Origin of the sequence: Pseudoflavonifractor sp. AF19-9AC (genome assembly GCF_003478995.1) — a bacterium.
Classification (GTDB): domain Bacteria; phylum Bacillota; class Clostridia; order Oscillospirales; family Oscillospiraceae; genus Lawsonibacter.
In genome coordinates this window covers 198,269-217,539 of the sequence record NZ_QUGI01000005.1, presented here as the reverse complement: position 1 = coordinate 217,539, position 19,271 = coordinate 198,269, and the positions used below count along the sequence as shown (strand labels likewise).

The following is a 19,271-nucleotide window of genomic DNA, read 5'->3' as shown; positions in this document are numbered from 1 at the left end:
ACAGGTCCATGCCATAGGTGGGGCAAGGCTGGCTCCACCGGAACAGGCGCAGAACCCGGATACTTGCGTTTAGTCACAGTCCGAGCGTTGAAGCGGTCTTGCAAGCCGTGAGCCGTCGCAGGCAATGAGAACGCCTTGCCATCAGAATGGGGAGAGTTGAAATACTATGGGGCATGAAGCCTATGTCCGTCCGGTGTGTCTGAAATGAAATGAAAACCTATGGGGAGCCCCCGGCAATGCTGTCTGATGATAGGCCAACCGATCCGGCGTGGCTCCCCATCTTTTCAAAAGAGGAGCACTTTATGGGAAATGCGTTTGGAATGATCCCCGGCTTGGAACCGGACGAATGGAGCAATGACGCCTGCCGTGGTTATGTCATTATGGCAATGGAGAACTGCGGATTTTCAAAGAAGGATATACGGCGAGTTGTGGGGCAACTTTATGAAATATTTGACCTCAACAGCGTGGAGGACGCCAAAGAAAAGTACCTTTCCAGTCCTTGCTGACCTCGGGCCACATTGACCCGAAGTGGAGAAAGCTCAAAGGGCGGCACCTGCTGGGTGCCGTCTTTTGACATTTCCCCACAGGACAAGCGGGAAAGGCTGGCATATACACGCACTTTCGCAAAGGAGGTTTTCAATGACGCAAGCTGTCACTTATGAACGAGAAACAAAGTCTGTCGCATTTCAAGGGAAGATCATTGTGCTGGAAAGCCTCACGCCGGTGCTTCCACCGAAGGAGAAAGAACAGCGCAAAAAAGAAATTGAGCGCTGCCTTTTTGAGGTGTTCAGCAAATATGGGGACAGGTTTCCCTAATCATTCGCAACATTGTTGTCCGGGGCTGCTGATGGTATAATATAGTTGTAAGGTTGGTAGCTCCATTCCAGCAAGGAAAGGAGCCCAATATGGAATTTATCAGAGAAGATTGTATTTACGCAAGACAGTCAGTAGACCGCAAGGACAGTATCAGCATTGAAAGTCAGATCGACTTTTGCAAGTATGAATTGAAAGGCGGGAGCTGCCGGGTATTTAAGGACAAAGGCTATTCCGGTAAGAATACGGACAGACCGGAGTTTCAAAAGCTGCTGGGCGAGATCCGCAAAGGAAAGGTCCGGCGGGTCATCGTGTACAAGCTGGACCGTATAAGCCGCTCTATTCTGGACTTTGCAACGATGATGGAGCTGTTTCAAGAGTACGATGTGGAGTTTGTATCATCCACGGAAAAGTTTGATACTTCGACCCCGATGGGCCGGGCCATGCTGAATATCTGCATTGTATTCGCCCAGCTTGAACGTGAGACAATCCAGAAACGCGTCACGGACGCCTACTATTCCCGTTGCTTGAAAGGCTTTCACATGAGCGGGCAGGCGCCATACGGTTATCAGTTAGAGCCTACTGTGGTAGAGGGTATCCGCACAAAGAAAATGGTTGCCGACCCCGTAGCCGCCGACCATGTTCGGCTGATGTTTGAAATGTACGCTGAACCGGAAACCTCCTTCGGAGATATTACCCGATACTTCGAGGAACATGACATAAAAATTTATGGAAAATCCATGTTCCGTACATTTCTTTCCCAGCTTTTAAGAAACCCCGTTTACGCACAGGCCGATTTGGAGCTGTACGAATTTTTCAAGAGTCAGGGTGCAGCGATTGTCAATGACGCTTCTGACTTTGCCGGAACAAACGGCTGCTATCTCTATCAGGGGCGGGATGTGAAAGAGGACAAGGACAGGTGCTTAAAAGACCAGATACTTGTTATCGCTCCCCATGAAGCACTCATTTCCTCTGACACATGGCTGAAATGCCGGAAAAAACTTATGGAAAATACCACCTTCCAGCAGGGACGGAAACCGAAGAACACTTGGCTGGCCGGAAAAATCAAATGCGGGCATTGTGGGTATGCTCTGAAAGCCACCCATGTACCAAACAGCACCGGATATTTCCGCTGTACCAAACGGACGGAAAACAAAGGCTGTCCGGGCTGCGGGAAAATCCGCAAAGAAGAATTTGAGCAATTCATTTTCTCGGCCATGCAGGAAAAGTTCAAAGACTTTCAGATACTCCACGGCAGAGAGGAAAAAGTCAATCCGAAACTGACCGCCTATCAAGTGGAGCTGGCACAGGTGGAGGCAGAAATTGAAAAGCTGCTGGATACGCTGACCGGAGCCAATGCGACCTTGCTTGCCTACGCCAACAAAAAAATTGAAGAACTGGACACCCGACGCCAGACCATTTCAAAAGCAATCGCCGAATTGAGCGTTGAAACCATATCTCCCCAGCAGATAAAGAAGTTATCCTATTATCTCGATAACTGGGACAGCATAGATTTTGACGACAAAAGAAAAGCCGCCGATGGTTTGATCTCTACAATCAAGGCCACCAGCGACCGTGTTCAGATAGAGTGGAAAATCTGACATTCCCGCTCTATCGCCCCTCATTTCTATTTTATCTTGTTTGTACCCCTTGTACACCGATGTTTTGCGCAGTTTTGGCAAGCAATTCGGGTGTGGCCACACTCCGAAATTTTCACAGGCCGCAGGCCCGTGAAAATGCTTGTTGGGGAGTTCCCCAAACCCGCTGAACTTCTGGACACTTTGTCCAGAAGTCCCGGCGCAAGCGCCTGTTGTCGGCGGCCCGGAGCTAACGCTCCTGGGCCTTATTTTTTTGCTCGTCCGCGTGGCTGAGCAGGTGATCGATATTCGCCTTGACTGCCACGGCCTGCCGCATATCCGCCTGGGCCTTGCGGTATTCCGCATAGAGGGCCTTTTTCTTTTCGGAGAGCTCCCGGCGCTGCTTTTTCAGCGTGTCCATTTTGGGGAGCTTTGCCCCGCCCAAAAGCTCACTCATAGCCGCCTTTGCCGCCTGGATGTCATCGGGATCGAAACCGGGGTCCAGGGTGGATGCTCACAGACGGGTGTACTTATCCTGCCAGGGGCTAGGAACGAGATCGCGCCACCCCTTCCATGCTTCACTTGAAAGCCGGACTACTCCATGAGCGGCAGAAACGCCGGGAAGTCAGCGGGCTTTTGCTCCAGAGCCGCCATGATCGCTATTGTAGCTGACAATGAATTGCGTGCAGAATATATCATTCCATCCGCATTTGATAATCGAGTTACAGACCGTGTTGCCAAAGCTGTGGCGGAAGCGGCGATTCAAACGCACGCGCTGCGATAAGCAAGCGGCTGGATACTTACACAACATAGTGATTTTATAGACCGTTTTCCAGAGAAACCGTTCGCCTAGAACCTCTGGGCATAATTATTTTACACTATTGGATTTTTGAGACAGTTCATATCATAATTTGATAGGTAGCGAGAGCAAAACAATTTTGATACAGTGTATAATAAAGAAATACGTTTCGTGCACAATTAATGTGGCCGGCAGGATAGTTCCTGCCGGCCTATATTTTGTTACAGACTTTCTAGCTGTTTTTTTAATTCCATGTCACTTAACTCACCGCATTCAGAGCGCCTTAGCAAGTCCTGTGCTCTAGCTACAGAAGAGTTCCACTCATCCACACTAATCTTTCTACGGTTCTTCCTCTGCTTCAAACGGTTATAGGTGCGGTCGTATTCCACCTGGGCCGGAGTGCGGTTCGCCTTACCCTGGGCCTCCTTCCGGTGCGCGCCTACCTTCCGGCAGGTGCGCTCTGTCTCACCTGGAGCAATGTTGTTGCAGTAGCAGGTGTTGTAGCCTGCGGTCAGGAGAAAATATTTTCCGCAGTTGTGGCAGCGGCGCGGCACATTCCCCACAGCCAGCCCTCGATAGAACTCCACTTCTAAAAAGCTGATCAAACCAGGGAACTCCGTCTGTTCAACCAAAATAATTTTGTCCTCACCCGTGGGAGACATCATGGGTACAAAAGCTACTTTGAGCGGGAAGCAGTGGTCGAAAGGCTCCTCATCATGGTTTATAACCTTGGCTGTCATCATGTCGCTATAAAACTGAAAAACGCCTACTGCGTAGGCCTCGGAATTTCTCCGCTCCAAGGGTTCAAAGTAACTGTCCAGCATCAGAGAAATCTGTTTTCGAAACACGCGCAAGATTTCCGTTATACCTACTATGCCACGCAAACGCATTTCTACTTCTGCTCTAGCTTCACTGGGCAGATAACGAATCCCACCCCAAAATGTTTCCAGCAGGTCAGCGTTTTGGAAAAGTGGCTGTGACCAGTCAATATTCAGATCCCGATAGACCGGAAGTGCGGACACTAGAAGCCAAACTTCCTGTAGTTTTTTCTGTGCTCGCTCCACGGATTCCTGTGTGTCTTCCTGCCACACAGATTGTATAGCGTGATAAACATCCAGCAGACTTTGATCGAGCCGAAGCAATTCCGACTCCTCCAAGTTCAAAATGTCTACCATACACTGCCCAATTGGATATTCACGTTCACCAATAAAAATGCGGTCGCTGTAGAAGAGTGCCGTAAAAGCATCTACTGCATCCGTAAAAATATCCTCTGTATCAAGTGGCTCGTTTTTCATGTGGCCTCCTGTTTGTAGCCGATAGACTTTTGGGATTTACCCAACCTGCCCTGAAACCATTGAACTCTTGTTTGAGCTTTGTTACCATCGTATCAGATAGAATCAAATAAGTCAATCGGAGGTAATGATACATGAAAAAATCGGTCTATAAAAGCTATGATGATCTGCCGCTGTTTCTCAATTCGGAAATGGTGACGCAGGTGCTGGGCGTATCACCGTCCAGTGCGTATGAGTTAATGCATGAACCAGGATTCCCAGTGCTGCGCATCGGGAGCCGCATGGTGGTGCCCAAGGAACAGTTCATCCAATGGGTGACTGAACACACGGAGGGAGGGAATTGCAAATGAATACACTTTTCCGTCTGCGTGATTCCAAACAATGCCGCTTCCAAATGCCAAATGATGTTTGGAACTGGGAACTGAAGCCACAGGGCTTTGCTATCCTTGCCTATCTCTGCTATCTCCATACGCACCGCAAAAATTTTGCGGTACCAGGTGCGGATGAGATCGCAGTCCAACTGCACATGAGTGTGGATATGGCCATGGAGCAGCTCGATCAACTGAACCATCGCGGACTGATCAATGAAAACGGAGTTCCCATGTTCAAGAATGCCAGTAAGTATTTTTTCTCTCTGCCCAATGAACTGTTCTTTCTGAATACCGGTCACGGTGCGATCACAGTCTACGCCTATCTGCTCTACTGCGAAGACCGCCGCACGCATCAATGCCATCCAAGTTACCGTACCATCTCGGAAGCTGTGCATCTTACGGTGGCTACTGTGATGAAACATATCACAAAGTTGGTGGACAGAAAATTCATCATGGTGGAGAACACGACCTACGTCGACAGACAGGGGATGAAACGAAATGGCAACAACCTGTACACCATCCTGCCAATCCAAGCGGCCATGGACCATTGTTACCAGCAGCAGATGCTTCAATTGGAAGAACGGACGCTCATGCAGCAACAGAGCAAGAATACCCCATGTAGCCCGCTGTAAGGCGCTGTGTGCCACATTTCAAGGCTGGGCAGAGTCCCTGCCCGCCGCCGGGCCTGGAGAAGAGCGCAGGGCATTTTGTGGAAGAGCAGGAGAAACTGCCGGGGTCATGTGCCCCTCGGCAGAACCACAACTGCCCGCAGTGCGGGCAGTTTCAGAGGGGGACGGGGGCGTTCCTACGAAAAAAGGAGGTTTCAAAGTATGGTAATCGGAAAAGAAAAGTTTGCCCTCTGGATCACGCCGGAGGCTAAGAGAGAAGTGGAGACTCACTACAAACAGGACAACTGTAAAAGCCAGAGTGAGTACATAGAGAAGGCGGTCCGGTTCTACTCCGGATACCTGGATACGCAGCATGCAGATGCCTACCTGCCCCGAGTTCTCTCTGATGTGCTGGAGGGAAAGTTAGGAGCCTTCGGAAAACGCATGGGCCACCTACTGTTCAAGTTGTCGGTGGACCAGGATATCATGGCAAACCTGGTTGCCTACCAGAGCAATGTAGATCTGGATCAGTTACAAAAACTCCGGGTCCGCTGTGTGAAAAATGTGAAAGAGACCAACGGGGAAATTGATTTCGAGGATGCGTTCCGCTTCCAAAAGGAGATTACGGAATGAACGGCCTCATTCAAAAGTCCGGCTACATCAGGCCCGGCAACGGCGGTGGACACTACGCCGAGTACATTGCCACTCGGGATGGTGTAGAAATGATTGAACCTGCGGCAAGTGGCTACTTGGAATACATGGCCGAGCGTCCCCGCTCTCATGGTCTGTTCGCTGCGGACGGTGCTGCGGATCTGGAGCAAACTATGGAAGAGATCAATGCACACGCTGGTCCGGTGTGGACCTTCGTCTATTCTCTGAAGCGAGAAGATGCTGCACGGCTGGGGTATGAGAACGGTGATAGCTGGCGCAGATTGCTGCTGGCTCACCAGATAGAACTGGCAACGGCGATGAAAATTCCGCCCAGCAGCTTTCGGTGGTGCGCCGCCTTCCACGATGAGAAGCACCATCCGCATATTCACATGATGGCATGGTCCGATAATCCAAAGCATGGTTACCTGACCGAGCGTGGCATTGAGCAGATACGCTCTCAACTGTCCAATGATATTTTTCAGGACGAGCTGATGTCACTCTATCAGGAAAAGGATCTGTCCTATCAAGAGGTGCGGGATACAGCTATGGAAGCCATGGGTCAGCTCGTCCGGGAAATGAAGTCCGGACTATGTGACAGTCCGGTCATTGCCGAACAGATGGAAACGCTGGCAGGAACGCTGTCGGAAGTGAAAGGCAAAAAGGTGTACGGCTATCTGAAAAAGCCGGTGAAGGCCCAGGTGGACGCCATCGTGGATGAGCTGGGCAAGCTCCCGCAAGTGGCGGAATGCTATGACCACTGGAACCGGCTGCGGGATGAACTGGAGCGGTACTACAAGGACACGCCAAGAGAGCATAAATCGCTGTCTCAGCAACCGGAGTTCAAAGCCATCAAGAACTTGGTCATACGGGAAGCAGACAATCTCCAACTGGGTGTATTCACCTTTGAGGATGCGCAGATGAAGGATGAAGTGGACGAAGACCAGGATGCTGTGTTCCACGCCTGGTCATCCCGGTGGGAGATGGCGGAGACCTATCAGAACGCGAAAGAAATTCTGTCGGTCTATGAAAACACAGAGGAGGAAAAAGCGGAACAGGTGCAAGTGCTGGAACAGCTCTGGGACGCAGGCTTCACCATTGCCGCGCATCAGCTGGGCAAGTGTTGGCGGGATGGGCGTGGCGTCCTGCCGGATGACAAAAAAGCGGAGCTGTGGTTTCAATGTGGCGCGGAAGCTGGTCATGACTTCTCCCAGTACGCGCTGGGCAAGCTGCTGCAAAGGCAGAAGAGAATCGACGAAGCGGTGTCCTGGTATGAGAAAGCGGCGGTGCAGGGTAATTCGTATGCGGCATACCAGCTTGGCAAGCTCTATCTCCAGGGAGAGCAGGTGCAAAAGGATGTGGCTAAGGCGCTGGAGTATCTGACCCAAGGTGCCGAACAGGGCAACCAGTACGCGCAGTACACACTGGGTAAGCTGTATCTGATGGGGGAAGAAGTGGCACAGGACCGGGAGCAGGCGTACAGCTGGCTCTCAGAGTCTGCCTTCCAGGGAAACGAGTACGCTCAGTTTCTTTTGGACCACTTCAATGACAGCCTTAGGCCCACTGTGCTTCTTGCCGTCACAAATCTGCTCCACCATATGGGCCGGATCTTCCAGGACAACTCCGTGCCACCTGCCGTCCCGACGGGGCAGCAGGTGGATCGAAAACTCAGGCGGAAGATCCAGGAGAAGAAGATTGCGATGGGCCACAAGCCGGATGACCACGAGAATACAGGCCCCCAAATGTCTATGTAACATAAAAACAGATCCTCCGGACACGGAGGATCTGGAATCAATATTATATTATAGAGACAAATTATCAAATGAGTGCTCGAGATCCGATGATATGTTTTGAACTCTCCGCTCCAATTCATCGATAGCAGCACTCTGTCCTAAATGATACTGGGCTTCCTTACCTCGTAGGAGGTCTACGATTTGTGTTATATGCCGGTACTCTTCGTCTGACCATGGCCGGAACCAATACTCTCGTAGTGCTTCAGACGGAGACTCATAATCCATTTCACTATCGTACACCTTTTCGGGTGTTCTATCCCAAATGGTGATTTTAGAGATCATGGAATCGTTATAAAGCGTATCAAGATTCCCAGGCAACACGTTAACAATGTAGTCGTGTGCCTCGGCTGCGGTTGCCCGAGGAATTGTCCCGCCTTCATTCATCTCATAGAAACGCAGCAATGTACTACATAAAGATTGTTCTGGGCGGGTGGCAATCACGGCAAGTTCGACGCGATATCCTTTCTCTGTAAGTGCTTTGGCTGTTTTATGTGGAATCTCGGTTGTACGCCCGGTCCCTTCAATAATCAAATTGACCTTCCGATCTGCAATTTGCTGAATCAATCGTTCCGTAACTTCTCCGGAAAATTTACTGGTCATCTGAACGGAGTCTGAACCATATGTGTCGAATAACTTCCTGTAATTTGGGTGAAAGCGGCGGTATTCATCTCCATTAATAAAATAGACGTCATCGTGCAGAAGTTTATTCAGCATTGCAGAAAGAACTGTTTTCCCTGCACCAGGCTGTCCTGCTAAAAGTACCGCTATAGGTTTCGGATGGGACTTATACTTAGCTGCATGATTTAACTCACTGCCTACTACCGCTTCTACATCAATGGGAGCATAATCGGATAGGAATTCCTTTTCTGTCTGCATCATACTCAGCTACCAATTCCGGCATAAAAGCGGCGAGCAAAGTCAAATTGTATTTCAATTTGGTCTAATTCTTCTTTCGTAGATGCCCCCAGAATATTGCTTTTAGCGTCCCATACCAATCCATATACAACATTAACAGGATCTTTTGGGTCAGAAAGAGAAATGTGGTTGCTTCGGGCAAAATGAAATAGTGTTCCGAGAATATCTGCTCCCTTTTCAAGCAGAACTTCCTGTCGAAGAGAAAACTCATAGTTGCTCACACGAACGACCTCCTTGTTATTCATATGCGCAAATTGTAAAAATAAAAAACTACTTGACACAGAACAAGTATTGCTCCAGCGTAATTTCACCGGAAAGGAGTCTGCGGCAAAGTTCTTTGCAGGAATCTGATACTGAAAGTCCTTCCATCTGCAAGGACAACTCGGCGGATCGGATGGACTGGTCAATTGAATGGGGCATTTAAAAACCTCCTCCTGCAGAAGTTTATTGATATATGCATTGTAGCATAAGAACTTGGCTGTTGCAAACCGAATACAGTGGGCAATTTTAGTACAGTGTATAACAAAGAAAGAAAATATCTCCGAAATGATAACAATCTGATAATTGTGGTCAAAAGCCCTGGCTATTCTCTCGGTAGTTCGGTATTGTGTGTTGTTGCAAAGGAGGCGGTGCACATGAACGACTACATGAGAGCCCTGCACCAGCGGTTCTACCGGGAGCCGGATTTCAGTGAATTGGAAGAAGACATCGAGAACACCCGCCAGGAGGTGCGGGACTGCCTGGGCAAGCTGCAGCGGCGCAAACTCATGCACCTGGTTGACACGCAGAATCTACTGAAAGAAGAAACCTCCCAGGCCAGTTTCATCGCCGGGTTCAAACTGGCCTGGGGACTGAGCAAGGAACTGGAGGCGGACGGCCTGTACTCCTTCGACGAGGAGGAGACAGAGCGCGTCTGCCGCCAGATGAGAGAGGAGGAATGAAACTATGGGAAAGCGCAGACCATCCGGAGACGGCATGGTGCGCAAGCGGGAGGATGGCCGCTGGGAGGGCCGTATCGTCGTCGGTCACAAGGCAAACGGCGACTCCATATTTCGCTACATCTACGCCGACACCCAGAAGGAGCTGACTGCCAAGCTCCGGCAGAACATCAACGCCTATCAGGGTGTGGATCTGACCGAGGAGAGCAGCATGACCCTGTCCCAGTGGTTGGACAAGTGGTTGGAGGAATATATCAAAGGAACCATTCGGGAGAGCACTCTGGAAGGATATCAAAGAGACTTGAATAACCATGTCAAGCCGCATTTGGGAGCAAAACCGCTGAGGAAAGTCACTGCGGTGGATTTGCATTCCCTCTATCAAAAACTTCTGGAGCAAGGACGAATCAAAAGCAGAAGCCATGCGGCCGGGCTGAGCCCGACCACCGTCCGCAGCATCCACAACATCATCCACCATGCGCTGAGAACTGCAGCTGAGAATGGACTGCTTCCCTCTAATCCGGCTGATGCGGTTACGCCGCCCAAGGCTGTGAGTCAAGCAAAGAAAATTCTCAACCATGATCAGCTGGATACCTTCAAAGCGGCGGCCCAACAAGATTGGATCTGGCGGGACTTCTTCCTCACGGAACTGACCACCGGACTGCGGAGAGGCGAGCTGTGCGGCCTCAAGTGGTCCGACTTTGATGAAGAGGCCGGAACATTAAATGTATGCCGTACCATCCACGCCCGGAAGGGCGGTGGGGTGGAGGAAGGGACGACCAAAACCTATGCGGGAACCCGAACGATTTTGCTTCCCTCCAGCACAGCCCAGCTTCTGCGGGAGCGAAAAAAGTCCGCCCTGACGGAGTGGATCTTCTCGAATCCTTTCTGTCCAGAGCATCCGGTCAGTCCAGGAAGTGCCTACCGGCGTCTGAAAGGTTTATTGGAGGAGGCCGGGCTACCTGATCTTCGCTTCCACGACCTGCGCCACACCTTCGCTACACACGCCCTGGCCAGCGGGGTGGATGCCAAGACCCTGTCCGGTATCCTGGGCCACACGAAGGCCAGCTTCACCCTGGACACGTATACCCATGTGACTGGGGATATGCACCGTAATGCCGCTGAAATCGTAGGGGGCTTCATGACAGAGCCGTTGGGAGAGGAGGTGGAACTGTGGCAAAGCAGCGAAAGCGGGGAGACGGCAGTCTCCACCTGAGAAAGGACGGCCGCTGGGAGGGGCGGTATGTGGTGGGCTATGATGAAAAGGGCCATCCAAAGACGAAAAATGTGCTGGCTAAGACCAAGGGGGAGTGCGCGGCCAAGCTGAAGGCCCTGAAGGAGAGCCTCAAGGGTACAGAGCCGAAGCGGCCCAAGGGGGACATGACCTTCGGTGCCTGGCTGGATCACTGGTATCAGACGGACTGTAAGCCAGCTATTAAACCCAAGACCCAGGCGGACTACGAAAACCGCATCTATCAGCACATCATTCCGGAGCTGGGGCACATCCCCCTTTCCCAACTGACCCAAAGCGATCTCCAGCAGTTTTATCACCGACTGAAACAGGGCGGGCGGCTCCGGCGGGTGGAGCAGTACGGCCCGGGGCTGTCCGACCGCATGGTGAAAAGCTGCCATGTGACCTGCCGCATGGCCCTGGACAAGGCGGTGGCAGAGGGGCTGATTCTGAAAAACCCCGCCGCAAACTGCAAAGCGCCAGCCACCCGTCCCAGGGAAATGGCTGTATTGACCGGAGAAGAAATCCAGTGCCTGCTCATTCAGGCCAAAGAGGACGGGTGCTATGAGCTGCTGCTGCTGGAGCTGTCTACCGGCCTGCGGCGGGGCGAGATCCTGGCCCTGCAGTGGGATGACCTGGACTTCCGAACGGGGGTGCTGCGGATAGAGCGGCAGGTGCAGCGAATCAAAGGAGAGCTGGTAGTCTCAACGCCCAAAACCAGAACCTCCAGCCGGAGTGTGATCCTGCCGGGGCCTATCCTGAATGTTCTGGCGCGTTACCGTAAAAGCTGCTCCTCCCGCTGGATGTTTCCGTCGCCGAAGAAAGCGGATTCTCCCCTGGACCCGGCGGCGGTGCGGAAAAAGCTGGCCGTTGTGCTGAAACGGGCGGGATGTAAGCATCTGCGGTTCCACGATTTGCGCCATACCTTTGCCACCAACGCCCTGGAGCATGGGATGGACATCAAGACCCTGTCCGCCATCATCGGCCATGTGTCCAGCGCCACGACCCTGAATGTCTACGCCCATGTGACCGATGAAATGCGGCAGAGAGCCGCCGACCGCATTGATCGGGGAATCGCCGGTGTAGAGCCGCCTCTCAAGCCGGAGCATCAGAAGAGACCGAAGGCAACGGACTTTCAGGCGGTGAAGGGAAAGTACCGCAAGCCGGGAACGGGGTGCATGACCCAGATCAATGACCATCTCTGGGAAGGCCGGTACTCCCCCAAGGTCAATGGAAAACGCATCGCACGAAATGTTTATGCCTCAACCGAGGAGGAGTGTGAGCAAAAGCTGACAGAGCTGATTCAGGAGATGAAAAGAGAGCTGGAACCCCTTCGGGCCAAGAAGAAAGCGGGCTGAAAAAGAGAACGCCGCCCTCCGAAAAAAGCACTTCTGGAGGGCGGCTTTTTGTCTGTCTGTGGCTGTTGTGTGGTCAAAGATGACCGGAGGAAATGTAGGGGAGAGGAAAGTGGGCGAAAAAGTTAGAAAAAACCGCTATTTTCTCTCGAAAATAGCGGTTTTGATGGTGGACGATACAGGACTTGAACCTGTGACCTCCCGCACGTCAAGCGGATGCTCTACCAGCTGAGCTAATCGTCCAAACAGCGTAGATTATTGTACCAAGTCTTTCTGATTTTGTCAACCCTATTCTCACAACTTTTTTCTGCTTCTTTTCGGAAAATTCTCCTCCTCTTTTTCCGGTATTTTGTGAAAATCTCAAATGAAATGACACGGTATCTGTGTTATAATACACTCAGCGCAAGTTTTATTCCACCAAATGATACAGGAGGAATGTGTATATGTTATCCCTGGACGTCTCTCAGGCAGCCTCGTTCCTGCCCCAGGACTATCTGACCAGCCGCCAGCCCGCTCTGGAGAAGGCCGCCTCCATGCTGGCCAACCACGACGGCCCCGGCGGTGACTTCACCGGCTGGGTCTATCTCCCCCGGGACTATGACAAGGAGGAGTTTGCCCGCATTCAGGCCGCTGCGGAGAAGATCCGCAAGCAGTCTCAGGTGCTGGTGGTCATCGGCATCGGCGGCTCCTACCTGGGCGCCCGCGCCGTCATCGATCTGCTGCGCTCCCCCTACTACAACCTGAAGAAGAAGGATACCCCCGACATCTTCTTCACCGGCAACGGTCTGTCCACCGACGCCCTGCTGGAGATCATCTCCCTCATCGGCGACCGGGACTTCTCCGTCAACGTCATCTCCAAGTCTGGCACCACCACCGAGTCCGCCGTGGGCTTCCGGGTGTTCAAGGGCCTGCTGGAGAAGAAGTACGGCAAGGAGGGCGCCCGTGAGCGCATCTACTCCACCACCGACAAGGCGCGCGGTGCTCTGAAGGGCCTGTCCGACGCCGAGGGCTACGAAGAGTTTGTGGTGCCCGACGCCATCGGCGGCCGCTACTCCGTTCTCACCGCCGTGGGCCTGCTGCCCATTGCCTGCGCCGGCATCGACATTACCGCTCTCATGGGCGGCGCCCGTCAGGCCATGGAGGAGCTGTCTGTGGGCGGCCTGGACAACCCCGCCTGGCAGTATGCCGCCACCCGTCACGGCCTCTACTGCGCCGGCAAGAAGGTAGAGATGCTGGCCGGCTATGAGCCCGCCTTCCGCTTCTTCGCCGAGTGGTGGAAGCAGCTCTACGGCGAGAGCGAGGGCAAGGAGCATAAGGGCCTGCTCCCCGCCAGCCTGGAGTACACCGCCGACCTGCACTCCATGGGTCAGTATATCCAGGAGGGCGAGCGCATCATGTGCGAGACCGTGGTCAACTTCCAGCCCAAGGGTGAGTTCCTCATCCCCGACGACCCCGAGAACATCGACGGCCTCAACTTCCTGTCCGGCAAGCCTCTGGCCTTTGTGGCCGAGAAGGCCATGCGCGGCGTGATTCTGGCCCACGTGGATGGCGGCGTGCCCAACGTTCTTATCCAGATGCCCCCCATCAGCGAGACCACCGTGGGCTATCTCATTTACTTCTTTGAGTATGTCTGCGGCCTGTCCGGCTATCTGCTGGGCGTCAACCCCTTCAACCAGCCCGGCGTGGAGGCCTACAAGAGCAATATGTTCGCTCTGCTGGGCAAGCCCGGCTATGAGGAGAAGCAGGCGGAGCTGGAGGCGCGGCTGTAAGGGCGCAAAAAATTCACAATGTTTCAGTTGAAAATCCCTTGCCGATATGGTAAAGTGTAATACAAGCAAGGGACCCGCTTCCCTACCTCAAGTTAAGGAGTGATTCACATGATTCGCGTTATCATGGGCAAAAAGGGCTCCGGTAAGACCAAGCAGATGATCGAAATGATCAACAACGCCGTCCAGACCGAGCACGGCAATGTGGTCTGTATCGAAAAGGGCAACAAGCTCACTTTTGATATCCACTATCAGATCCGTCTGGTGGAGTCCAGCCAGTATGATATTGCCGATTATACCGCCCTTAAGGGCTTTGTCAGCGGCCTGTATGCCGGCAACTATGACATTACCCACATCTTCATCGACAGCCTGACCAAGATCGTTGGCCGCGAGTGCGACAACGACACCGAGAACTTCCTGGATTGGCTGAACAACTTCGGTGAGAAGCACAACATCAAGTTCACCATCACCATCAGTGATGACGTGACCTTGGCCTCTGAGGGCATCAAGAAGTATTTCTAAGCCCCAAACTTTCCAGCGCAAATGATCCCCGCGGACGAAAGTCCGCGGGGATTTTTCTTTTCCCGGAAAGTCCCTTTTCCCGGTCCCTCTCCGGAAAAAGCTTCCTCTCCCATGGTTGACAGAAGACTTCAAAAGGAGTATTCTATGTTCATATAGAACATCCGTTCTATATCGGCAATTGGATTTGCCTCATTCCGCCGCCCGGAGGGCGGCACACCAAATCACAACCCAGCGCAGCGGTTGTGATTTGGACGCGAGGAGCAACAAAATGAGCGAGCGATGAGTTTTTTAATAAAAAAACCTCGTCGCAAGCGATATGACGCTTGCAGAATACTTCCCCGCCCGAAGGGCGGCCACCAAACCGGAACCCAGCGCAGCGGGTCCGGTTTGGAAAGGAGCCGCAACAGAATGAGTGCGCGGTTACTTTTAAAAAAGTCGCCGCAAACGATATGACGTTTGCGAGGCGTTCCCGCCGCCCGGAGGGCGGCACACCAAATCACAACCCAGCGCAGCGGTTGTGATTTGGAAGCGAGGAGCAGCAAAATGAGCGAGCGATGAGTTTTTTAATAAAAAAACTCGTCGCAAGCGATATGACGCTTGCAGAATACTTCCCCGCCCGAAGGGTGGCCACCAAACCGGAGCCCAGCGCAGCGGGTCCGGTTTGGAAAGGAGCCGCAACAGAATGAGTGCGCGGTGACTTTTAAAAAAAGTCGCCGCAAACGATATGACGTTTGCGAGGCGTTCCCGCCGCCCGGAGGGCGGCACACCAAATCACAACCCAGCGCAGCGGTTGTGATTTGGAAGCGAGGAGCAGCAAAATGAGCGAGCGATGAGTTTTTTAATAAAAAAACTCGTCGCAAGCGATATGACGCTTGCGACGAGCTGGTGGAGGAGGGTGGATTCGCTTTTCTGCGGAAAAGCCCGGCGGTTGCAACGTGCCACCGGCACGTTGCCAAGAGCCGCCGTCTCATCCGCCCTCAGATAAGAAAAACGGCAACCCCTGACGGGGTCACCGTTTTTCTGGTGGAGGAGGGTGGATTCGAACCACCGAAGCGAAACGCAACAGATTTACAGTCTGCCCCCTTTGGCCACTCGGGAACTCCTCCATATGAAATTGTGGAGCTGGTGGACGGATTCGAACCCCCGACCTGCTGATTACAAATCAGCTGCTCTACCGACTGAGCTACACCAGCTTATCAGCCGTAATTGGCGCGTTCTGCCCAACAGCAAGGGATATTATAGCAGAGGGTTCCCCGCTTGTCAATCGTTTTTTTAAATTTTTCTTGCCCCGCCAGGTTGTCCGGGCTGCCTGGCGGGGCCATCGTTCCCCGGACCATCCAAACAGGAAGGAGGCATCCATCACGCATCTATCCCAACCCAGGCTCCGCCCACCCCTGCGGGACAGCCAGCTGGAGGCTCCCCTCTGGTTTTGTCCCCTGTGCGGGGCGGAGCAATACCCCACGGATCCGGGCAGCTCCTGGCGGGGCCGGCGCATCTGCGCCGCCTGCCGCGCCCGTCTGAATTACCACGAGAGAGAGGGATTATCATGACACTGCTGGAACTATCCGCCGAGTACCGCTCCCACGCCCATGCGCTGGACCTGCGCATCTGCCAGCTGCAGTACCGGCTGGAGCACACCCGCAACGCGGATCAGCGCTGCCAGCTGGAGGAGCGCATCCACATGCTGTCCACCATGCTCCGGGAGGCCCGGGAGCTGGCGGTTCTGACCGAGCGCTACTACGACAGGGGGTATCGGCGCAATGCCAAATACACGATATAGGCGGGGTAAGGTGTATGCCGCGGACATGGCTATGTACTCCCTGCAGATGTCCGCCGACAACAGCAAGGAAATAAGCCGCTTAAAGCGAAATCTCATCCGCTGCCTTCAGGAGGACGTCACCCCCCACCAGCGCCAGGCCCTGCTGATGTACTACGCTCAGGGACTCAACATGCGGGAGATCGGGGAAAAGCTGGGGGTGGACAAGTCCACCGTCTCCCGCACCATCAAGCGGGGGGAGCGGCGGCTGCAGCGCTGTCTCCGCTACGGCGCGGAGGCCTACCTGCGAAATCTCTATCCGGACTGACCTTCTACACAATGCAAAAAGCTGCCCGGTCCCAAAGGACCGGGCAGCTTCTTGTTTTTCTTGCCAATTAGTAGGCCACGCCCCACAGAATGCTGTGCTTGGCGGGCTTGCCGCAGCATACGCACACGTCGGACACCTTCTCCTGGGCGAAGGGCATGCACCGGGAGGAGACCCCGGCCACTTCCTTCATCTTCATCTCGCACTCCAGCTCGCCGCACCACATGGTCTTGGCGAAGCCGCCCTCGGTCTCCATGAACTCCTTGACCTCGTCCATGGTCATGCACACCTTGGTGTGGTCCTCCAGGTTCTTCTTGGCCCGCTGATAGAGCCCCTCGTGGACGGCGTCCAGCAGCTCCTTGACGGTGCTCTCCAGCTCGGTAAGGGGAACAAAGACCTTCTCTCCGGAATCCCGGCGGCAGATGCAGCACTGGCCCTTCTCCATATCCTTGGGGCCGATCTCCACGCGCAGGGGCACGCCCTTCATCTCATACTGGGCGGCCTTCCAGCCCATGGACTGGTCGGAGTCGTCCATCTGGGCCCGGATACCGGCGGCCTTCAGGCGATTCAGCAGGTCGGCAGCGGCGTCCAGCACGCCCTCCTTGTGCTGGGCCACGGGGATGACCATGGCCTGGATGGGGGCGATGCGGGGAGGCAGCACCAGACCGTTGTTGTCGCCGTGGGTCATGATGATGCCGCCGATCATACGGGTGGACACGCCCCAGGAGGTCTGGTGGGGGTGGTGGAGCTGGTTGTCCTTGCCGGTGAAGGTGATGTCAAAGGCCCGGGCAAAGCCGTCGCCGAAGTAGTGGCTGGTGCCCGCCTGAAGGGCCTTGCGGTCGTGCATCATGCACTCCACAGTGTAGGTCTCCTCGGCTCCGTTGAACTTCTCCTTGTCGGTCTTGCGGCCCCGGACCACAGGCATGGCCAGCACGTTCTCCATAAAGTCGGCGTAGATGTTCAGCATGCGCATGGTCTCTTCCCGGGCCTCTTCCTCGGTGGCGTGCATGGTGTGGCCCTCCTGCCACAGGAACTCACGGTGGCGGAGGAAGGGACGGCTGGTCTTCTCCCAGCGGAGCACGGAGCACCACTGGTTATACAGCTTGGGCAGGTCCCGGTGGGAGTGGATGATGTTCTTATAATGCTCGCAGAACAGGGTCTCGCTGGTGGGACGGATGCAGTAGCGCTCCTCCAGCTTCTCGCTGCCGCCGTGGGTGACCCAGGCGCACTCGGGGGCGAAACCCTCTACGTGGTCCTTCTCCTTCTGCAGGAGGGACTCAGGAATCAGCATGGGCAGATACACATTCTCGTGTCCGGTCTCCTTGAACCGCTTGTCCAGCTCCGCCTGGATGTTCTCCCAGATGGCGTAGCCGTAGGGGCGGTAAATAAACATCCCCTTGATGGAGGAGTAGTCGATGAGCTCCGCCTTCTTGCACACGTCGGTGTACCACTGGGCGAAGTCCACCTCCATATCGGTGATCTGCTCCACCTGCTTCTTGTTGGGGTTCTGTGCCATATCGTCTCAGTCCTTTATTTCAAAATGGGATTGGAAAACTCGTACTCCTTATTTTAGAAAACCCCCGGGGGAAAGTCAAGTTTTCCCCGCAAAATCCCCGAAAAAGAAGGGCCCGCCGCCTGCTTCTGTCAGGCTTGCGGGCCCTTTGGCCGTTTTTATTCCGCGTAATCGCCGTAATAGTCGATCATGACTCCGTCCAGGTACTGCCAGTCCTCCTCCACCAGGGAGTAGTAGTTGTCATCCCCCAGCTCCAGCTGGAGCATGATCTCCTGGTCCGCCCCGTAGCTCAGCTGAGGCAGCAGCGCCTCCACTTCCTCCAGCATGGCCATGGCATAGACGGCGTCAATGGCGGCGTATTCCTCCTCGCTCACATTGGTGAGCTCCTCCTGGGTGGTAATTCCCTTCTCCGCACAGGCCGCCTGCCAGTTTTCCGAGTAGCTCTCCTCGGACAGCAGGGGCATGATCTCGATGGGCGACAGGGTGACCTCCACCACAAAGTCGCCGCTTTGCAGCTTGTCCGCCTCCCCCACGGTGTACTGCGCGTGGGAGTAGATCTCCTTCACCAGGCTCTCCGCCTTGGCGGTGACCGCATCGTCGGGGTACTCTACCCCCAGGAAATAGTAAAGCAGATATTCCGCCTCGGCAGTCACATTGGACTTGTACTTCTCCTCGGCGTCCGCTTTGGTCATGTCTTCCACTAATTTCAGGTAGTCGTCGTTGCAGACGCCGCGGTAGACTGCGTCCAGCTCTCCCTGCACATAGGTAGAGGCGTCCGCCCGGCTCACGCCGCAGGCGGACAGCAGCGCCACGGCGGTCACCAGCCCAACCAGGCACATATTTCTGAGGTGCTTCATAGATACTCTCATCTCTCTTCTCAACACATTCTCCAAAAGGTCAGGTTTTTTGTCCCCGCCCTCTGGTCATTTTCTACCTTTTATTGTATTGGATAGAAGCGCTAAAGTCAACCTTGCCCGACAGAAATGTTTATGCTACACTTGGGGCATCGTAAGCAGGCAGGGATTTCCTGTCTTTTGAAAGGAGGAACCGTC

The 19,271-nt window shown here is 53.9% G+C and carries 20 protein-coding genes, 3 tRNA genes and 1 pseudogene; 15 read left to right on the top strand and 9 right to left on the bottom strand.

What is annotated here, in order from left to right; genetic code table 11:
- The first annotated feature begins 302 nt into the window (after positions 1-302).
- From DWX58_RS10275 to DWX58_RS10270, 3 genes are all read left to right on the top strand, one after another.
- Entirely contained in the window at positions 303-506 is a 204-nt protein-coding gene (locus tag DWX58_RS10275) for a hypothetical protein (RefSeq protein ID WP_238078031.1), read from the top strand.
- A gap of 133 nt (positions 507-639) precedes the next feature.
- Positions 640-816 (top strand): hypothetical protein, encoded by a 177-nt coding sequence (locus DWX58_RS15400; RefSeq protein ID WP_167541534.1) that lies wholly within the window; start codon positions 640-642, stop codon positions 814-816.
- Positions 817-905: 89 nt separating this feature from the next.
- Positions 906-2,414: a recombinase family protein gene (locus DWX58_RS10270; protein WP_118643589.1), complete on the top strand. Its 1,509-nt coding sequence runs from the start codon at positions 906-908 to the stop codon at positions 2,412-2,414.
- A 226-nt stretch (positions 2,415-2,640) separates the two neighbouring features.
- Here DWX58_RS10270 and DWX58_RS10265 read toward each other — a convergent pair.
- A pseudogene (locus DWX58_RS10265) lies at positions 2,641-3,047 on the bottom strand (hypothetical protein); the annotation flags it as partial.
- On the opposite strand from DWX58_RS10265, the gene DWX58_RS15900 reads away from it, so the two are divergent.
- A complete protein-coding gene (locus DWX58_RS15900; RefSeq protein ID WP_279229864.1) occupies positions 3,043-3,174 on the top strand; it encodes a hypothetical protein in 132 nt (43 codons plus the stop codon). The pseudogene DWX58_RS10265 and the gene DWX58_RS15900 sit on opposite strands and share 5 nt — an antisense overlap.
- Before the next feature lie 236 nt (positions 3,175-3,410).
- Here the strand turns inward: DWX58_RS15900 and DWX58_RS10260 are convergent, their stop codons facing one another.
- Complete coding sequence (locus tag DWX58_RS10260) at positions 3,411-4,484, bottom strand: DUF6076 domain-containing protein (RefSeq protein ID WP_118643587.1); 1,074 nt, start codon at positions 4,482-4,484, stop codon at positions 3,411-3,413.
- A 131-nt stretch (positions 4,485-4,615) separates the two neighbouring features.
- Here DWX58_RS10260 and DWX58_RS10255 point away from each other — a divergent pair, with 131 nt between their 5' ends.
- The 4 genes from DWX58_RS10255 (at position 4,616) to mobP3 (ending at position 7,862) form a co-directional block, all read left to right on the top strand.
- Positions 4,616-4,831, top strand: coding sequence for a helix-turn-helix domain-containing protein (locus tag DWX58_RS10255; RefSeq protein ID WP_118643585.1), 216 nt, complete (start codon positions 4,616-4,618; stop codon positions 4,829-4,831).
- Entirely contained in the window at positions 4,828-5,484 is a 657-nt protein-coding gene (locus DWX58_RS10250) for a helix-turn-helix domain-containing protein (RefSeq protein ID WP_118643583.1), read from the top strand. Before DWX58_RS10255 ends, DWX58_RS10250 begins: the two co-directional genes overlap by 4 nt.
- Positions 5,485-5,682: 198 nt before the next feature.
- The gene (locus DWX58_RS10245; protein ID WP_118643581.1) at positions 5,683-6,093 is read left to right on the top strand and encodes a hypothetical protein; all 411 of its coding nucleotides are present in this window, start codon (positions 5,683-5,685) and stop codon (positions 6,091-6,093) included.
- Entirely contained in the window at positions 6,090-7,862 is a 1,773-nt protein-coding gene (gene mobP3 / locus DWX58_RS10240; RefSeq protein WP_118643579.1) for a MobP3 family relaxase, read from the top strand. Before DWX58_RS10245 ends, mobP3 begins: the two co-directional genes overlap by 4 nt.
- 48 nt (positions 7,863-7,910) lie before the next feature.
- On the opposite strand, the gene DWX58_RS10235 is transcribed toward mobP3, so the two are convergent.
- Complete coding sequence (locus tag DWX58_RS10235; RefSeq protein ID WP_118643577.1) at positions 7,911-8,780, bottom strand: zeta toxin family protein; 870 nt, start codon at positions 8,778-8,780, stop codon at positions 7,911-7,913.
- A gap of 2 nt (positions 8,781-8,782) precedes the next feature.
- On the bottom strand, positions 8,783-9,037 hold the full coding sequence (locus tag DWX58_RS10230) for a hypothetical protein (protein ID WP_147382261.1): 255 nt from the start codon (positions 9,035-9,037) through the stop codon (positions 8,783-8,785).
- Positions 9,038-9,451: 414 nt separating this feature from the next.
- Between DWX58_RS10230 and DWX58_RS10225 the strand changes: the two genes are divergently transcribed.
- The 3 genes from DWX58_RS10225 to DWX58_RS10215 are packed head-to-tail and all read left to right on the top strand — an operon-like array spanning position 9,452 to position 12,340.
- Positions 9,452-9,757, top strand: coding sequence for a hypothetical protein (locus DWX58_RS10225; RefSeq protein ID WP_118643573.1), 306 nt, complete (start codon positions 9,452-9,454; stop codon positions 9,755-9,757).
- 4 nt (positions 9,758-9,761) lie between these two features.
- Entirely contained in the window at positions 9,762-10,967 is a 1,206-nt protein-coding gene (locus DWX58_RS10220; RefSeq protein ID WP_118643571.1) for a site-specific integrase, read from the top strand.
- Positions 10,925-12,340 (top strand): site-specific integrase, encoded by a 1,416-nt coding sequence (locus DWX58_RS10215; RefSeq protein WP_118643569.1) that lies wholly within the window; start codon positions 10,925-10,927, stop codon positions 12,338-12,340. Before DWX58_RS10220 ends, DWX58_RS10215 begins: the two co-directional genes overlap by 43 nt.
- Before the next feature lie 164 nt (positions 12,341-12,504).
- On the opposite strand, the gene DWX58_RS10210 is transcribed toward DWX58_RS10215, so the two are convergent.
- Positions 12,505-12,580, bottom strand: a tRNA-Val gene (locus tag DWX58_RS10210).
- A 200-nt stretch (positions 12,581-12,780) separates the two neighbouring features.
- Between DWX58_RS10210 and DWX58_RS10205 the strand changes: the two genes are divergently transcribed.
- Together DWX58_RS10205 and DWX58_RS10200 are read left to right on the top strand one after the other, a co-directional pair.
- Positions 12,781-14,106 carry a glucose-6-phosphate isomerase gene (locus DWX58_RS10205; RefSeq protein WP_118643567.1) on the top strand — a complete coding sequence of 442 codons (1,326 nt, stop codon included), beginning with the start codon at positions 12,781-12,783 and terminating at the stop codon, positions 14,104-14,106.
- Positions 14,107-14,214: 108 nt separating this feature from the next.
- Complete coding sequence (locus DWX58_RS10200; protein ID WP_118643565.1) at positions 14,215-14,625, top strand: hypothetical protein; 411 nt, start codon at positions 14,215-14,217, stop codon at positions 14,623-14,625.
- A 1,021-nt stretch (positions 14,626-15,646) separates the two neighbouring features.
- Here the strand turns inward: DWX58_RS10200 and DWX58_RS10195 are convergent.
- Positions 15,647-15,731 (bottom strand) — tRNA-Tyr (locus DWX58_RS10195).
- Positions 15,732-15,742: 11 nt separating this feature from the next.
- Positions 15,743-15,818: transfer RNA gene (locus DWX58_RS10190), tRNA-Thr, on the bottom strand.
- Between the two features lie 353 nt (positions 15,819-16,171).
- On the opposite strand from DWX58_RS10190, the gene DWX58_RS10185 reads away from it, so the two are divergent.
- Both DWX58_RS10185 and DWX58_RS10180 read left to right on the top strand, forming a co-directional pair.
- Positions 16,172-16,405: a hypothetical protein gene (locus DWX58_RS10185; protein WP_118643563.1), complete on the top strand. Its 234-nt coding sequence runs from the start codon at positions 16,172-16,174 to the stop codon at positions 16,403-16,405.
- A complete protein-coding gene (locus tag DWX58_RS10180) occupies positions 16,386-16,709 on the top strand; it encodes a sigma-70 family RNA polymerase sigma factor (protein ID WP_118643561.1) in 324 nt (107 codons plus the stop codon). The genes DWX58_RS10185 and DWX58_RS10180 overlap by 20 nt, the downstream gene beginning before the upstream one ends.
- A gap of 67 nt (positions 16,710-16,776) precedes the next feature.
- Here DWX58_RS10180 and proS read toward each other — a convergent pair whose 3' ends face one another.
- Together proS and DWX58_RS10170 are read right to left on the bottom strand one after the other, a co-directional pair.
- Positions 16,777-18,222, bottom strand: a complete 1,446-nt coding sequence (gene proS / locus DWX58_RS10175) for a proline--tRNA ligase (RefSeq protein WP_118643559.1) — start codon at positions 18,220-18,222, stop codon at positions 16,777-16,779.
- 155 nt (positions 18,223-18,377) lie between these two features.
- Positions 18,378-19,076 (bottom strand): hypothetical protein, encoded by a 699-nt coding sequence (locus tag DWX58_RS10170; RefSeq protein ID WP_118643557.1) that lies wholly within the window; start codon positions 19,074-19,076, stop codon positions 18,378-18,380.
- Positions 19,077-19,271 lie beyond the last annotated feature (195 nt).

Bases quoted from the DNA above. Each gene is read 5' to 3' on its own strand.
- DWX58_RS10220 (WP_118643571.1), top strand. From the start codon at position 9,762: ATGGGAAAGCGCAGACCATCCGGAGACGGCATGGTGCGCAAGCGGGAG.
- DWX58_RS10255 (WP_118643585.1), top strand. From the start codon at position 4,616: ATGAAAAAATCGGTCTATAAAAGCTATGATGATCTGCCGCTGTTTCTC.
- DWX58_RS10250 (WP_118643583.1), top strand. From the start codon at position 4,828: ATGAATACACTTTTCCGTCTGCGTGATTCCAAACAATGCCGCTTCCAA.
- DWX58_RS10200 (WP_118643565.1), top strand. From the start codon at position 14,215: ATGATTCGCGTTATCATGGGCAAAAAGGGCTCCGGTAAGACCAAGCAG.
- DWX58_RS15900 (WP_279229864.1), top strand. From the start codon at position 3,043: ATGATCGCTATTGTAGCTGACAATGAATTGCGTGCAGAATATATCATT.
- DWX58_RS10275 (WP_238078031.1), top strand. From the start codon at position 303: ATGGGAAATGCGTTTGGAATGATCCCCGGCTTGGAACCGGACGAATGG.
- DWX58_RS10170 (WP_118643557.1), bottom strand. From the start codon at position 19,076: ATGAAGCACCTCAGAAATATGTGCCTGGTTGGGCTGGTGACCGCCGTG.
- DWX58_RS10185 (WP_118643563.1), top strand. From the start codon at position 16,172: ATGACACTGCTGGAACTATCCGCCGAGTACCGCTCCCACGCCCATGCG.
- DWX58_RS15400 (WP_167541534.1), top strand. From the start codon at position 640: ATGACGCAAGCTGTCACTTATGAACGAGAAACAAAGTCTGTCGCATTT.
- DWX58_RS10235 (WP_118643577.1), bottom strand. From the start codon at position 8,780: ATGATGCAGACAGAAAAGGAATTCCTATCCGATTATGCTCCCATTGAT.
- DWX58_RS10270 (WP_118643589.1), top strand. From the start codon at position 906: ATGGAATTTATCAGAGAAGATTGTATTTACGCAAGACAGTCAGTAGAC.
- DWX58_RS10260 (WP_118643587.1), bottom strand. From the start codon at position 4,484: ATGAAAAACGAGCCACTTGATACAGAGGATATTTTTACGGATGCAGTA.
- DWX58_RS10205 (WP_118643567.1), top strand. From the start codon at position 12,781: ATGTTATCCCTGGACGTCTCTCAGGCAGCCTCGTTCCTGCCCCAGGAC.
- DWX58_RS10225 (WP_118643573.1), top strand. From the start codon at position 9,452: ATGAACGACTACATGAGAGCCCTGCACCAGCGGTTCTACCGGGAGCCG.
- DWX58_RS10245 (WP_118643581.1), top strand. From the start codon at position 5,683: ATGGTAATCGGAAAAGAAAAGTTTGCCCTCTGGATCACGCCGGAGGCT.
- mobP3 (WP_118643579.1), top strand. From the start codon at position 6,090: ATGAACGGCCTCATTCAAAAGTCCGGCTACATCAGGCCCGGCAACGGC.
- proS (WP_118643559.1), bottom strand. From the start codon at position 18,222: ATGGCACAGAACCCCAACAAGAAGCAGGTGGAGCAGATCACCGATATG.
- DWX58_RS10180 (WP_118643561.1), top strand. From the start codon at position 16,386: ATGCCAAATACACGATATAGGCGGGGTAAGGTGTATGCCGCGGACATG.